This window comes from Collimonas sp. OK307, assembly GCF_900113705.1.
In the GTDB taxonomy this organism is placed as follows: Bacteria; Pseudomonadota; Gammaproteobacteria; order Burkholderiales; family Burkholderiaceae_D; genus Collimonas.
This window is the reverse complement of the sequence record NZ_FOQI01000009.1, coordinates 168,433-181,933: the sequence shown is the minus strand read 5'-3', so window position 1 is coordinate 181,933 and position 13,501 is coordinate 168,433. Positions and strand designations below refer to the sequence as shown.

Below are 13,501 nucleotides of genomic sequence, written 5' to 3'. Positions count from 1 at the left end.
TTCATCAAATGAATGATTTATATAGACGATAATTAATTTCATGCATATCAGCCGCATCGACCTCAATCTGTTCGTGGTACTCGATACCATCTATACAGAAGGCAACATCACCCGTGCCGCGAAAGCCCTCAGCCTGACCCAGCCGGCAGTCAGCCACGCCCTGGCGCGCCTGCGCGAACTGCTGGGCGATCCGTTGTTTGTCCGACAAGGTAGCAACATGCTGCCGACACCAATGACACGGTCACTCATCGGCCCGGTGCGGCAAGCGCTGCAAACGCTGGAAGTAAGCGTCAAACACGGCAATCAATTCGACCCATCCAGCACCCGCCGCAGCTTCAACCTCGGCTTGCCAGGCGTACTGGAAGCGCGGTTGCTGCCGCCGCTGATGCAGCTTTTGCAAACCCAGGCACCCATGGTGGAAATCAATTCGGTACGGGTAGAACGGCGGCAGCTGGAATCCGAACTGGCGGCCGGCACGCTGGACATTGCGGTCGACGTCCTGCTACAGCGCCCCGGAGAAATCCGCAGCACACCGTTATCGCGCGATGCATTGGTGGTGGTAGCGCGCCAGGATCATCCGGCGCTGCAAAACGGCCTGGATCTCGAAACCTATCTGGCGCAAAGCCACATCCTGGTCTCCTCCCGCCGCACCGGCCCTGGCGTCGAAGACGTAGAACTAGCCCGCATCGGCCGTCAACGGCATGTCGGTTTGCGTTGCCAGCACTATTACGCAGCTTGCCAGGTAGTCAGCGCCTCAGATCTGCTGACCACCATGCCTGAACATTATGCGCACATTGCCAATATCAACTTGCCAAACCGGATTTATCCGCTACCGCTGCCGACACCGCCGCTGGATGTTTATCTGTACTGGCATGAGAATGCCGAACTCGATCCGGCTAATCGCTGGTTGCGCGGGGTGTTGGGGCGATTGTTTCCTGAGCAGGGCCGCCTGGCAGCAAATACGTCCGGTATCGAGCAGTAACTCAGGGGGTATTCGTTCAGACTCATATTTCGTTGAAACTAAATCCTCTGCGAAGACTGAAATTAGCCACGAGCGGCCGAACGGTTCCACCAATCTGTTGCATCCACCGGCTGAATCCACAACTTTTACCGGACGTTCGTCAGAGGAGCGTGACAGGCAGTACACGACCCCGAGCGGACATACACTCAAAGGCGAAGCGGACACACAAAAAGTGTTGTCTACGAGCGTAAGACGGATGTTCAGCTAGCTTTGATAAAACGAATGGCATCCCCGCAGGCGATCAAGAGTATCGAGTGGAAGTAAAATACTCTGTCAGGATGACCTCTACTGCCAAAAACAAGAAAGCGGTGGGGGACGCAGTATCTGCACTGTCAGCGAAGCTAACAAATGCATTTGGCGCAGTTCTCAGAATTTGATCGCCAAAATCAGTTAATCGGGAAGATGTTTTGCATTAATGAAACTGAACTGCAATAGATTTTTTGCCAGCGAGACGGCTTGGATATCAGACGCCATCTTTCCCATCGTAATGACGACGTCCGCATCAGCATAATCATAGGTAACCAATTCCATTCTTTGATTAAAGTTTGTAGCTTGATAATTTTGCGGTTCCATTTTCTTGATATCGGCATGCGCTTTCAATAACGGCGGACACGAACTCACTTCATCCAACATCGCCGTGTAAGCGACCGACAATGCTTCCAAATTCTTGAAGTGCCACTGACAAGTATATGCAATACCGTCTTCATCGATTAAACATGAGCTTGCCCCCGCCAACAAAACCGTCGATACGAATTCCTCACCCTTTGCATCATTCGTCTTCCAGTTGCTGAAGTGCTGCTGCGACTCGACGTATATCGTACGAATGTCTTTGCACATATCCGCATGTACAACTTGAGAGAAAAGCAGCCCTCCAACAAAGAAAACCATCCATCTTTGAATACTCTCCATGGTCTCTGATTCCTGGAAATAAAAATTAGAAGCAGATCATGCAATGACACATAATCTGCAATTTTTTAATACAAGTGCGAAAGACCGCAAATGGCCGGAATAAGTCATTTGCTAATCTTGCGCAGTTGTACGTCGGCGCGTCCACTCGTCCACAACGTCGCCCATGTTCTTCTCGACGCCGTTTCGTATCCATGCCATCAGGTCGCGGTCAAATTTGAACTCCGGTCCACACTGATGTGAAAGAAAACGCCGAACGTTCTGCGTATTTTTGTAGGCAGAATCGACTAACGTTGTCCGCGAAATTACTCCGCCGTGCCAATCAAATTTCATGACCCAATTCCTCCAATATCGTCATCAGTTTAGCGGACGTCTTCGACCGTCCGATTTTGGCCGCTTACGGTCTCTCAATTGCAGATAACCCAAACGACTTACGCCATCGGATTGATAAGAGAGTTGAGCACCATGTCTTCCCATTTTCCTGCAATTTTCAGGTATGCCTTGGCATAACCTTCACGCTGGAATCCTAGATTGCTTAGCAATTTCTCGCTTCTCACATTGGAAGGCACATGATTTGCCATTATGCGATGCAGGCAAAGTACATCAAATACGTAACGTATTCCGGCTATCGCGACTTCTCGCATTAGCCCTTTACCCTCAAATTCCTTATCTACTGAATACCCCAGATTACACCCCAGAAAAGGGCCTCTTACAATATTCGTAAAATTACAGCCTGCAACCATCTTTTGCGAAGCTCGTTCAACAGCAATGAAATTCAGTGCGGAGCCATCCAAAAACCCGCGATACGCCTTTTCACTACGCTCGCGACAGGATTCAGCAGTATAAAAATTACTGTCCCTTGCCGGTTCCCATACGGCCAAATGTTCCGCGTTTGCTAGTTGGTAAGCAAACAGCAAGTGTGCATTCTCAGCGTGTAGCACGGTCAGAATAGTTCTTTGAGTTTCAATTACGGGCAATTGGGACATAGGCAAGAATAAGTGTGAGAAAACTGTTGCAAGAAGCCTTGTAGAAGTTCGTGGTGGATAAATGTCTAGTTGAATTAACCGTCCCTATTTCGATAGAGCTACTGACCGTCCGCTTCTGGCCGAGGCTGTGTAAAAACGCAGAAAAATTCGGCGCACGTAAAAATCGGCCTCTCAAAACGACCGCTACGCGATTTTTTCGATATCGGCAATGGTCACTCTACCCACGAAAATTTCATGTTTTTGCGTTTTTACACAGCCTCGGCCGACTACGGTCGTCCGCCGTGGGTAGCTTCAAAAGGGATTGTTCTCGCCCTGGGCGCCATTTTCAAACATATTGAATGCGCCTCTGAAAGCCCATATTTCGGGAGGTGTAGGCTGTCGAGGCCCGCCACGTGGGACTTGGCTTGTCTGTTTCTTGACCCATTGTCTGAGAATTTTCCAGAATTTTTCAGTTTGCATCGTCGCCCCGATACCAATTACACGATAATGATTGCCAATCCATTCAAAGGATGACAGACCTATGGTTCGCATTTCAGAGAGCTTATCCGTTTGCATATTGCGAATATTCAGCCAAATTACACCAGGGTGAGCACCAAAATAAGGGAGCGAAGTATCTGCTCCCGATTTAACCTCTACCCAACCGTCGAACGGATTGCTAATTTCTCCTGACGCTTCCTTAGCACCTCGAAAAAGAGGAAGGGAGCCACCGGGGATGTGCCAAAGGCAATAACGACTTGGCTCTAAAACCTCAATGCGTTTTACCGCTACCCATCGTCCTGCGCCGGCCGAAACGATGAACGCAATTTCCTCATTTTTGTTGAGATAAGAAAGCACTTCCAGCTGGTCGCATTCGTTGCAATAAATTGGTAGCCAAGGCATGTATTAACTTCCTATTCAAACGGCAATGTCTCGAGATTAAACTGCTTCCGCTTCTGGCAGTTAGTTGTCAATTTCGGAGTTCAAGTAGCGTACCAATTCTGCGGTCGGCACGGTACTCACCGAGTCCTCAATCATTTCTAGCGCGACAAATGCGCCTCTGCGACGTACAAATTCTCGCTCTTCATTGGAAAGCATGCGTTGTAGTCTAGCTTCGCAAATTCCGATGATTTTTATATGCCAATGTGAGACGATATTTTGACTGCCCATAAGAGGTCACGTAAATCCTGATTTGTCGCCAATTTGGAGGTCATCTTTGAACGGCGGCAATTGGCCGATAGTGACTATTCGCCGATTGAATGTCAGCGACTACTTCTGCTGATTGCAGACGCTCACGGAATGCAACGACGGCCCATTCATCTGGCGCCAAGCTATTGCCTCACATTTTTATCTGGCATAGCTCGCGAATCTTTTTATTTTTTTGGTGGATGGGCCACATGCCATTTGTTAACGCAGAATTCGATATATTCACTTATGCGGTTCTGCTCTTCCTCCGGTATCGCAAGGAACGATTCCACGCTGATACTAAAAGGCCATTGACTGGAAGGCTTAGTTACAATCTTCGGCTTGCCCATTCCAGTGGCAAGCCAAAACATATCAACGCCTAGAAATTTTGCGGCAAGCGCTGAATTTTCTGCTGTCAGCGCCTTGGTTTTTCCCGCGATCACCTGCCCAATTGCTTGCACGCTCACGCCGATGCCGTCCGCGAGCTCTTGTCTATCCTTTTTGGCTATTCGCAAAGCCTCTGCGAGTCGCGCTCCGTAATTGTTCACCATTACTAAAGAATACTTACAAGTAACTAAAGCATGGTTGCAATACGCACTAAAGAATGCTTTAATTGCCATATCAAATATTAATGGAGGTTCAACTGCCATGATTCCTGTCAGCACCTACTTCCCTCTCAAAAACAAAGTCGCTCTGATCACTGGCTCTACGCGCGGCATGGCGTTGCATATCGCCTGCGCGCTGTCTTCCGCCGGTGCGCGGCTGGCAATTCTCGACGAGCACGAGCAAGAAGGATTCGCCATTGCCAAGTTGCTCGGCAGTGCTCAGGGGCGGGCAAATTTCTGGCAACTCGATGTCAGCAACAACGATGCGGTGCGACGAGTGATGGCAGCAATCGAAGCTTACTTCGGCCGTATCGACATTCTGGTCAACTGCGCCGGCGTCGATGCCGACAATCCGTCTGCGCAGGGAATATCGATAAAACAATGGGACAAGGCCATGCAACTCAATGTGAGCGGCAGCATCTTGTGCACCAAATACGTGATCGCGGCAATGGAACGCGCCGGCGGCGGCACTATCGTCAATGTACTATCGCTGTGCAGCATGAACGACGAGCGGCGGGAGGCGGCCGATCACGTGGCGAAAGCCGCACTGCGGATTGCCAATATGAACGCGATGAGGTATGCCGCGCATAACATCCGTATCAACTCCATCCATCCATGCGTAATGCGACCACCGACGCTGGCTGCGGCCATGCGCGAGCAAGGCGACCTGACGCAGGTATTGACCGATACGGCCGAGTTGCGGATGTTGGCTGGCAAAGGTTCGACCACAGATGTGGCTGCGGGAATCTTGTATCTGGTGTCAGACGCTAGCCGCTTTGTTACGGGTAGCGAGCTGGTAATTGATGCAGGATCAGACGGCAACTATCAACGAGGCTGTTGACGTTGCAGTTGCTTTTGACTTTGCTTTTGACTTTGCTTTTGACTTTGCTTTTGACTTTGCTTTTGAAGCTGCTTTTGACTTGAATTCCGCATTGGGACGTTGCCAAATGTGGCGCGTGTCAGTCGGGAATTGTGAGGGAACATGTTTGAGCGCAGCGAGTTGGTTTCCTCACCCGACTGGCACGCGCCATATTTGGGAACCTGACCGAAGGGAGGGCAACGGCTTTGCGGTCGCCTTCTTTTTGGTTACTTTTTCTTGGCGAAGCAAGAAAAAGTGACTAGCTGCCGGGCTACCCCCGGCATGCATCCACGGAGTAGTTACCGTTTTAGGTAACGTGGTTTTCCGTAAAATGCCAACGAACGTACTCCGTGGGCCGTCAATTGGGGTCAGAGCCGCGCGGGGAGTGTAATTTACGACGATAGAACTGTCGTAAAAAAACTCTGACCCCAAATGACTACGTCAGAAGTAGCTTAGGCCCAGGGCTGCTTTGACTTCGTCGGCGGTTTTAGCCGCTACCTCGCGCGCCTTGGCGGTGCCATCTTTCAGGATCTGCATGACATGCCCCTTATCTTTGGCCAGCTCTTCGCGACGAGCGCGAATCGGCGCCAACAAATCCTGCAAGCAAGCCTCCAGGCGTGCCTTCACCAAACTATCGCCCAAGCCGCCGCGGACGTAATGCGCCTTCATCTCCGCCAACCCATCCCGATCAAGATCAAACGCATCCAGATAAAGGAAAGCCACATTCCCTTCCAGATGTCCAGGATCCTGCACCCGCAAATGCAAAGGATCGGTATACACCTGCTTGACCGCCGCCCGAATCTCATCCGCAGTAGCCCCCAGGTTGATCGTATTACCCAACGATTTACTCATCTTGGCCTTACCATCAATACCCGGCAAACGACCAATCTCCGGCACCAAAGCCTTAGCCTCAACCAGCACATCCCGCCCGACAGTACGATTAAACCGCCGCACAATCTCATTGGTTTGCTCGATCATAGGAATCTGATCCTCACCCACCGGCACCAGCGCCGCCTTGAACGCCGTGATATCAGCCGCCTGGCTAGCCGGATAAGTCAGGAAACCCGCCGGAATATCCCGCTCAAACCCCCGCAGCCGGATTTCCTCCTTAACCGTAGGATTACGCTCCAGCCGCGCCACGGTAACCAGGTTCAGGTAATAGAAAGTCAACTCCGCCAGCTCGGGAATCTGCGACTGAATCAAGATCGTCGACAAAGACGGATCGATACCGACCGCCAGGTAATCCAGCGCAACCTCCACCACATTCCGGTGCACCTTGTCGGTATCCTCCATATTGTCAGTCAGCGCCTGAGCATCGGCCAGCATGATGAATTGCCGGTAAGTGTGCTGATAAGCAACCCGATTCCGCAAGCTGCCGACAAAATGGCCCAGATGCAAAGGACCGGTCGGACGATCGCCGGTCAAAATCACGGCAGAATCCGGGGCTGTCGGAGACAAACTTGTTGGCAAACTCATTAACATTCCTTTAGCAATATCCTGAAAACCCCGTATTGTGCCATTAGTCGTACGAACCAAAAGAAAAAGCCACCGGCAATTTCTTGCCGGTGGCTTTTAAACACCATCCTGAGCTACAACTGCCTAAAGTCTAGATTCAGGCGTTTTGTTCCACTTGCTCGATCCCTGCCAGTATCCAACCGCCGTGTCCCGCGGTTGGCTTGGACAAGTTCCAGATCTCGGCAAACGGCGCAGCAGCAGAAGCGTCGTCTTCCTTGATCATGCCGGTGAACTTCACGCTGGCCAGATAATCGCTATCGACGGTCTCGATCCCCAGCAATTCAGCGTCCAGCGCCACGACATCGGTATGGTTATCCGATGCGCCGCGCTCTTGCAACTGCATACGTAACTCGGCAAACATCTCCGGCGTGGTGAATTCGCGGATATCGTTGCTATCTGCCTTATCCCACGCTGCTTGCAGACGCAGGAAGTAAGTCTTCGAATGACGCAAGAAACCGACAGTATCGAAGTCCGCAGGCACACCCCAGCCGCCAACGCCGGCTGCACCAGCTCCGGCACCCATCGCCGCCGCTGCAGGTGCGGCGTCAAAGGCCGTGCGTTGCATAGGCTGATCAGCTTGATCAACACGCGAAGCGATTTCCGGCGTGAAGCTGGAAGGCGCCGATGCCGCAAACGCAGGACGCATGCCGTTGTTGCCAGCGGCGCCGTTGCCCATCTTGCGGCGTACCAGCTTGTAAATGAACATGGCGGCAAACGCGAACAAGGCAATCATGATCATGTTGCTGATCATGCCTGCCATGGCGCCGCCCAGGCCCATGCTGGAAAGCAATGCGCCCAGGCCCAAGCCCAGCAAAGCGCCGCCCAGCATGCCTTTCCACATGCTAGGTTTGGCTGCTGCAGCAGCGGCCGGGGCTGCAGCAGCTGCTGCCGGCTTGGCAGCATTGGTGGCTTGATTCTGCGCAGGCGCCGCCTGGCGATTCATGCTTTGCGATTTTTTGCCGAAGGAACCGCCGCCGCCCATGCGCTTGGCTTCAACGGTCGACATACCAGCTGATAACGTCATGGCTACGACGATCAGCGCCACGAATAATTTCTTCATACATTCTCCTGAGATTTGATGCAATCACGGTCGTATCGATCATATCGATCACATGCGCCGCTAAATTTTGAAACTTCGCAGCCATGCATGATGCTGAACCGGCCCGGATTTAAGACCAGATGCGAGACGCATCGGTCTGCCGATCAGCATCGTGAATGGATGGAATCGCCGGGAGCTAGCCCGGCAGATAGGAAAACGCCCGCCGCCAGCTGCAACAGCAATGGCGGCGTAAAGGCGCTTAGGCTCTCGGCGGAGGTCCGGCCGGAGGTAAGAACGGAGGTTGGCGCGCTTTGTCGTTACTTAGCGCCGGTGTTGAAGCAATTGCCGCAGCGGCAAATATAAGGGGGAAAGCGGGTACCGTTTCATCGCCAAGATCGACATGCATCTCGACGTCGTCCACGGCGCTATCTTGTGAATTGCAATCACCGTCAGTTTTACTGGCCGGCGCATCTTGACGAGCGTCTTGATGATCATCTTGCTGAACCGCGTATGCCAGTGTCGTCACTACGTTTGCCTGAGGGTTTGCTTTAAATTCAGTCATGCCTGCAAAGACTTGCATTGGCAGCAGAAACATCAGCAAAAGAATCAGTAAACGTTGCATCAAAGTGGGAAAGCGGATCCAGGTCAGATTAGGTGGCAATGATTATACCAAACAGAAGCGGTAATTTTGCGGTCGGCCTTGCTGCAAAGAATGAAACGCCATAGACTACAAGTAGTACCTTCCATCCACCGTACACGGAAACACCACCATCATGCGCATTTTGCTTGCCGAAGACGACAGTGTTTTAGCCGATGGACTGACGCGTTCGCTACGCCAGTCGGGCTATGCCACCGACTGCGTAATGAACGGGATGGAAGCGGATTCGGCCTTGTCGACCCAGGATTTCGACTTACTGATCCTAGACCTGGGCCTGCCCAAAATGACCGGCCTGGAAGTGCTGCGCCGTCTGCGCGCCCGCAATTCGCGGTTGCCGGTACTAATCCTGACCGCCGCCGATTCACTCGAACAGCGGGTAAAAGGGCTCGACCTGGGCGCCGACGACTACATGGCCAAGCCGTTTGAACTGTCCGAACTGGAAGCACGGGTGCGTGCGCTGACCCGCCGTGGCGCCGGTGGCGGCCCCACAGTCATCAAGCACGGCCCGCTAAGTTACGACCAGGTCGGACGGATCGCCTATATCAACGAACAGATGCTCGACCTGTCGGCACGTGAACTTGGCCTGCTGGAAGTATTGCTGCAGCGCACTGGCCGCCTTGTCTCCAAGGAACAACTGGTCGATCACCTGTGCGAGTGGGGCGAAGAAGTCAGCAATAACGCCATCGAAGTGTATGTCCATCGATTGCGCAAGAAAATCGAAATCGGCGGCGTACGGATTGCCACGGTGCGTGGTCTTGGCTATTGCCTGGAAAAAATCAGCGAACCGCAGGTCATTTCGGCAATTTCCGCCGCACCGCTGTCCCCGGTGGATTCGTCCAGCCGCCGTTAATACTTGCCCATGCGCGACACTCAATCCCTGGCCGCGCAGCCAAGCCCGACCAACCCATCTGTCAACCACACTGAAGAGCGGGTACAACGCTCCCTGTTCGGCGAGATCCTGGACTGGATGCTGGTGCCGCTGTTGCTGCTATGGCCGATCAGCATCGCGATTACCTATGTCGTCGCGAAGTCGATCGCCAACCAGCCCTTCGACCAGGCGCTGGACGATAGCGTAACGGTATTGTCGCAGCAGGTCAGCGAAGTCAACGGCAAGGTAGTGACGCGCCTGACCAATCCATCCCGCGATTTCCTGCGCGCCGACGATGTCGATAATGTCTATTACCTGATCACCGGGCCCCATGGCGAATATGTCGACGGCGACCGTGACATGCATTTGCCGGTGACGGAAGAAGATCCCTTGCACCCGGGCACGGTCAGGTTTTTGGACAGTTCCGTGCACGGCAACGATGTCCGTATCGCCTACACCTATGTCGATCTGCGCAGTGCGCTCGACGCCAATGACGCTGCCGGCAAGAAAGAACCGCCACGGCTAGCGCTGGTGCAGGTAGGAGAAACGCTGGAAAAGCGCGCCCGGCTGGCGAACGAAATCATCAAGGGCGTGATCCTGCCGCAATTCCTGATCCTGCCGATCGCGCTGGCGCTGATCTGGTTTGCCTTGTCACGCGGGCTATCGCCATTATCCGAATTGCAGCAGCGGATCCGGGCCCGGCGCCCGGACGACCTGAGCCCGATCGATTCAGGGCAGGTGCCCGAAGAAATCTCGCCGCTGGTGCGTTCACTTAACGATATGCTGTCGCGCCTTTCACTTTCGATTCAGACCCAGAAGCGTTTCATTGCCGACGCCGCGCATCAAATGAAAACGCCGCTGGCCGGCATGCGCATGCAGTCCGAACTGGCATTGCGGCAGACCAGCCACCACGATATTCACCGGTCACTAGAACAATTGGCAAAGAGTTCTGAGTCGGCGACCCGGTTAGTCAATCAATTGTTATCTCTGGCGCGGGCGGAAAACCAGTCGCAGGAGAGCGCGCCGTTTGTGCAAGTCGATTTATCCGAATTCGCGCGTGCCGTGGTGCAGGACTGGGTCCAGGCTTCATTCACCCAGCGTATCGATTTCGGCTTTGAACAGGCAGATCACGCGCTGCCGGTCTTGTGTAACCCGCTCATGTTGCGCGAACTGCTTGGCAACCTGATCGACAATGCCCTGCATTACACGCCGGTCGAGGGCAGCGTTACGGTCCGGGTGCGCGGCGAGCCGGCAACAGGATTGGCGATACTCGAAGTCGAGGATACCGGCGCCGGTATTCCGCCAGCCGAGCGCGACCACGTGTTCCAACGCTTCTACCGCATCCTCGGCAGCGGCGGCGGCAATGGCAGCGGCCTGGGGCTGGCAATCGTGCGCGAAATCGCGCAGCAGCATGATGCAGAAGTGACGATTTCCTACAATCCGCGCAGCACCGATCCGGAATTGCCAGGCAGCTTGTTCCGTGTCAGCTTTCGCTTGTTGGAAAATCCTGTTTCAGAATCCAATACAGATTTCCACTAACGACAACCATTAGTCATCGGATTAGAACTACGTATGATGAAAACCCGCCCGCGCTATCCCGCCAGTCACTGGCAAAGCACCAGACGACTGACGTTGGGGCTGTTGCTGATCTGGTTTGCGCTGACCTTCTCCGTCATCTTCTTTGCACGAGAGCTGTCGCATATAAGCCTGTTCGGCTGGCCGCTATCGTTTTACATGGCGGCGCAGGGACTGGCGCTGATCTACCTGCTGATCGTCGCGGTATATACCTGGCAAATGAAAAAAACAGATCAACGGCAGCCGGACCGCGAGCAGCAATGAACGATAAATCTTTCTTCTGGCGGCTGGTACGCTATTACGGCTGGTATACAGGCGGCTTCATCCTCTTGCTGGTGGTATTGGCGATCCTGGAAAAAGAAGGCTTGCCGCGCACCTGGATCGGCTATCTGTTCATGTTTGCGACTATCGTCCTGTATGCCGGCATCGGCATCGTCAGCCGTACTTCGGACGTATCGGAATACTATGTGGCAGGACGGCGCGTGCCGGGGCTGTTCAACGGCATGGCAACCGCTGCCGACTGGATCTCTGCCGCCACGTTCATCAGCCTGGCCGGCGGTCTCTACTTGCAGGGTTTCGACGGCCTGGCTTACGTCATCGGCTGGACCGGCGGCTATTGCCTGGTCGCCTTGATGATCGCCCCGTATCTGCGCAAGTTCGGCCAATACACGATCCCGGATTTCCTCGCCGCGCGCTACCGCGGCCACACCAACAGCAATCCCATACGAATAGTTGCGGTGGCGGCAACCGTAGTGATTTCTTTCATCTATGTAGTGGCGCAAATCTACGGCGTCGGCCTGATCACCTCACGCTTTACCGGCGTTGATTTTTCCGTCGGCATTTTCCTCGGCCTGGCCAGTATCCTGGTCTGCTCCTTCCTGGGCGGCATGCGGGCGATTACCTGGACCCAGGTAGCGCAGTACATCATTATTCTGTTTGCCTATTTGATTCCGGTCATCTGGCTATCGACCGTGCATACGCACAACCCGGTAGCGCCATTTTCCTACGGCTCGGTGCTGTCGCAAATCGACAGCATCGAAAAGAAACTGGATAAAGATCCGAAAGAAATCGAAGTACGGGCGATGTTCAAAGCCAACGCCGATGACTTCGATACGCGCCTGCGCAATCTGCCGAAATCCTGGGAACAGGGGCGCATAGATGCACAACGACATCTCGAACTACTCAAGCGTAACAACAGTTCACTGATCGAGATCCGCGCCGCCAATCGCGCCTTGAACAACTATCCGAAAACGCCGGAGGAAGCCGAGCGCAAGTGGCAGCAGGATAAAGCCGCCAACCTGGCGCGCGCCGAACCGCCGCTACCGCAGGTAACACCATATCCCGGCGCGACCCAGGAGGCATCGGATATCAAACGGAATAATTTCCTGGCTTTGGTGTTTTGCCTGATGTTGGGTACGGCTTCCCTACCGCACATCCTGATGCGCTACTACACCACGCCATCGGTGCAAGAAACCCGCAAATCGGTATTCTGGACGCTGTTTTTCATCGTGCTGATCTATCTCACGGTGCCGGCGCTGGCGGTGCTGGTGAAATACACCATCTACACCTCGCTGGTCGGCTCCCAGTATGCGCACCTGCCGGAATGGGTATCGTACTGGGCTAATATCGACAAGAGCAATCCGCTGGTCAGTATTATCGATCTTAACCATGACGGTATTGTGCAGCTGTCGGAGATCAACCTGGACGGCGACATGATCATGTTGGCGACGCCAGAGATCGCCGGGCTGCCCTATTACATTTCCGGACTTGTGGCGGCCGGCGGACTGGCGGCAGCGCTATCGACCGCTGACGGCTTGCTGCTGACGATTTCCAACGCTTTGTCGCACGATGTCTATTACAAGATGATCGATCCGCATGCCTCCAACGCCAAGCGCGTCACCGTATCCAAGTTGCTGTTGCTGGTGGTGGCGTTGCTGGCGGCGTACACCGCCTCCTTGAAACCGGGCGACATCCTGTCGATGGTAGGTGCGGCATTTTCGCTAGCGGCGTCGACCTTGTTCCCGGTGCTGGCGCTGGGTGTGTTCTGGAAACGCGGCAACCAGCAAGGCGCGATAGCCGCCATCGTGGTTGGCTTCAGCACCTGCATCTATTACATGCTGCACACCTATCCTGCGCTCGGCGGCTCGGTCAGCGGTCAATGGTTCCATATCGCGCCAATGGCTGCCGGTGTTTTTGGCGTGCCGGCAAGTTTGTTGACGCTGATTGTTGTGAGTTTGCTGACACCGCCGCCGGATCCGCGCGCGGTTGCGTTGCTGCATCAGATTCGGGCGCCTTAATACAGGTACCC

At 53.9% G+C, this 13,501-nt stretch carries 15 protein-coding genes; 7 read left to right on the top strand and 8 right to left on the bottom strand.

The window, feature by feature from the left end; translation table 11 throughout:
- The first annotated feature begins 40 nt into the window (after positions 1 to 40).
- Positions 41 to 982, top strand: a complete 942-nt coding sequence (locus BM205_RS13850; RefSeq protein WP_092415379.1) for a LysR family transcriptional regulator — start codon at positions 41 to 43, stop codon at positions 980 to 982.
- 429 nt (positions 983 to 1,411) lie between these two features.
- On the opposite strand, the gene BM205_RS13845 is transcribed toward BM205_RS13850, so the two are convergent.
- The 5 genes from BM205_RS13845 to BM205_RS13820 all read right to left on the bottom strand — a co-directional run bounded on the left by BM205_RS13845 (position 1,412) and on the right by BM205_RS13820 (position 4,724).
- Positions 1,412 to 1,930 carry a hypothetical protein gene (locus BM205_RS13845; protein WP_139227268.1) on the bottom strand — a complete coding sequence of 173 codons (519 nt, stop codon included), beginning with the start codon at positions 1,928 to 1,930 and terminating at the stop codon, positions 1,412 to 1,414.
- Positions 1,931 to 2,041: 111 nt separating this feature from the next.
- Entirely contained in the window at positions 2,042 to 2,260 is a 219-nt protein-coding gene (locus BM205_RS13840; RefSeq protein ID WP_092415375.1) for a DUF6434 domain-containing protein, read from the bottom strand.
- Positions 2,261 to 2,358: 98 nt separating this feature from the next.
- The gene (locus BM205_RS13835) at positions 2,359 to 2,913 is read right to left on the bottom strand and encodes a GNAT family N-acetyltransferase (RefSeq protein ID WP_092415373.1); all 555 of its coding nucleotides are present in this window, start codon (positions 2,911 to 2,913) and stop codon (positions 2,359 to 2,361) included.
- 291 nt (positions 2,914 to 3,204) lie between these two features.
- Positions 3,205 to 3,792 carry a hypothetical protein gene (locus BM205_RS13830; protein ID WP_092415371.1) on the bottom strand — a complete coding sequence of 196 codons (588 nt, stop codon included), beginning with the start codon at positions 3,790 to 3,792 and terminating at the stop codon, positions 3,205 to 3,207.
- Between the two features lie 470 nt (positions 3,793 to 4,262).
- Positions 4,263 to 4,724, bottom strand: a complete 462-nt coding sequence (locus tag BM205_RS13820) for a helix-turn-helix domain-containing protein (protein ID WP_092415367.1) — start codon at positions 4,722 to 4,724, stop codon at positions 4,263 to 4,265.
- Here BM205_RS13820 and BM205_RS13815 point away from each other — a divergent pair.
- Both BM205_RS13815 and BM205_RS24040 read left to right on the top strand, forming a co-directional pair.
- On the top strand, positions 4,723 to 5,520 hold the full coding sequence (locus tag BM205_RS13815; RefSeq protein ID WP_092415365.1) for an SDR family NAD(P)-dependent oxidoreductase: 798 nt from the start codon (positions 4,723 to 4,725) through the stop codon (positions 5,518 to 5,520). The two genes, BM205_RS13820 and BM205_RS13815, sit on opposite strands and share 2 nt — an antisense overlap.
- On the top strand, positions 5,483 to 5,797 hold the full coding sequence (locus BM205_RS24040) for a hypothetical protein (protein ID WP_139227266.1): 315 nt from the start codon (positions 5,483 to 5,485) through the stop codon (positions 5,795 to 5,797). Before BM205_RS13815 ends, BM205_RS24040 begins: the two co-directional genes overlap by 38 nt.
- A gap of 182 nt (positions 5,798 to 5,979) precedes the next feature.
- On the opposite strand, the gene trpS is transcribed toward BM205_RS24040, so the two are convergent.
- From trpS to BM205_RS13800, 3 genes are all read right to left on the bottom strand, one after another.
- On the bottom strand, positions 5,980 to 7,014 hold the full coding sequence (gene trpS, locus BM205_RS13810; protein ID WP_092415363.1) for a tryptophan--tRNA ligase: 1,035 nt from the start codon (positions 7,012 to 7,014) through the stop codon (positions 5,980 to 5,982).
- Between the two features lie 136 nt (positions 7,015 to 7,150).
- Positions 7,151 to 8,113 carry a Tim44 domain-containing protein gene (locus BM205_RS13805; protein ID WP_092415361.1) on the bottom strand — a complete coding sequence of 321 codons (963 nt, stop codon included), beginning with the start codon at positions 8,111 to 8,113 and terminating at the stop codon, positions 7,151 to 7,153.
- Between the two features lie 238 nt (positions 8,114 to 8,351).
- On the bottom strand, positions 8,352 to 8,753 hold the full coding sequence (locus tag BM205_RS13800) for a hypothetical protein (RefSeq protein WP_139227264.1): 402 nt from the start codon (positions 8,751 to 8,753) through the stop codon (positions 8,352 to 8,354).
- A gap of 112 nt (positions 8,754 to 8,865) precedes the next feature.
- On the opposite strand from BM205_RS13800, the gene BM205_RS13795 reads away from it, so the two are divergent.
- The 4 genes from BM205_RS13795 to BM205_RS13780 are packed head-to-tail and all read left to right on the top strand — an operon-like array spanning position 8,866 to position 13,490.
- Positions 8,866 to 9,600 carry a response regulator transcription factor gene (locus BM205_RS13795; protein ID WP_092415357.1) on the top strand — a complete coding sequence of 245 codons (735 nt, stop codon included), beginning with the start codon at positions 8,866 to 8,868 and terminating at the stop codon, positions 9,598 to 9,600.
- Between the two features lie 9 nt (positions 9,601 to 9,609).
- A complete protein-coding gene (locus BM205_RS13790; protein WP_092415355.1) occupies positions 9,610 to 11,157 on the top strand; it encodes a sensor histidine kinase in 1,548 nt (515 codons plus the stop codon).
- 33 nt (positions 11,158 to 11,190) lie between these two features.
- Complete coding sequence (locus tag BM205_RS13785) at positions 11,191 to 11,457, top strand: DUF4212 domain-containing protein (protein ID WP_254783885.1); 267 nt, start codon at positions 11,191 to 11,193, stop codon at positions 11,455 to 11,457.
- Entirely contained in the window at positions 11,454 to 13,490 is a 2,037-nt protein-coding gene (locus BM205_RS13780; protein ID WP_092415353.1) for a sodium:solute symporter family protein, read from the top strand. The genes BM205_RS13785 and BM205_RS13780 overlap by 4 nt, the downstream gene beginning before the upstream one ends.
- The last annotated feature ends 11 nt before the right edge of the window (positions 13,491 to 13,501 follow it).

Bases quoted from the DNA above. Each gene is read 5' to 3' on its own strand.
- BM205_RS13780 (WP_092415353.1), top strand. From the start codon at position 11,454: ATGAACGATAAATCTTTCTTCTGGCGGCTGGTACGCTATTACGGCTGG.
- BM205_RS13790 (WP_092415355.1), top strand. From the start codon at position 9,610: ATGCGCGACACTCAATCCCTGGCCGCGCAGCCAAGCCCGACCAACCCA.
- BM205_RS13840 (WP_092415375.1), bottom strand. From the start codon at position 2,260: ATGAAATTTGATTGGCACGGCGGAGTAATTTCGCGGACAACGTTAGTC.
- BM205_RS13805 (WP_092415361.1), bottom strand. From the start codon at position 8,113: ATGAAGAAATTATTCGTGGCGCTGATCGTCGTAGCCATGACGTTATCA.
- BM205_RS13845 (WP_139227268.1), bottom strand. From the start codon at position 1,930: ATGGAGAGTATTCAAAGATGGATGGTTTTCTTTGTTGGAGGGCTGCTT.
- BM205_RS13815 (WP_092415365.1), top strand. From the start codon at position 4,723: ATGATTCCTGTCAGCACCTACTTCCCTCTCAAAAACAAAGTCGCTCTG.
- BM205_RS13830 (WP_092415371.1), bottom strand. From the start codon at position 3,792: ATGCCTTGGCTACCAATTTATTGCAACGAATGCGACCAGCTGGAAGTG.
- BM205_RS13835 (WP_092415373.1), bottom strand. From the start codon at position 2,913: ATGTCCCAATTGCCCGTAATTGAAACTCAAAGAACTATTCTGACCGTG.
- BM205_RS13795 (WP_092415357.1), top strand. From the start codon at position 8,866: ATGCGCATTTTGCTTGCCGAAGACGACAGTGTTTTAGCCGATGGACTG.
- BM205_RS13850 (WP_092415379.1), top strand. From the start codon at position 41: ATGCATATCAGCCGCATCGACCTCAATCTGTTCGTGGTACTCGATACC.
- BM205_RS13785 (WP_254783885.1), top strand. From the start codon at position 11,191: ATGATGAAAACCCGCCCGCGCTATCCCGCCAGTCACTGGCAAAGCACC.
- BM205_RS24040 (WP_139227266.1), top strand. From the start codon at position 5,483: ATGCAGGATCAGACGGCAACTATCAACGAGGCTGTTGACGTTGCAGTT.
- trpS (WP_092415363.1), bottom strand. From the start codon at position 7,014: ATGAGTTTGCCAACAAGTTTGTCTCCGACAGCCCCGGATTCTGCCGTG.
- BM205_RS13820 (WP_092415367.1), bottom strand. From the start codon at position 4,724: ATGGCAGTTGAACCTCCATTAATATTTGATATGGCAATTAAAGCATTC.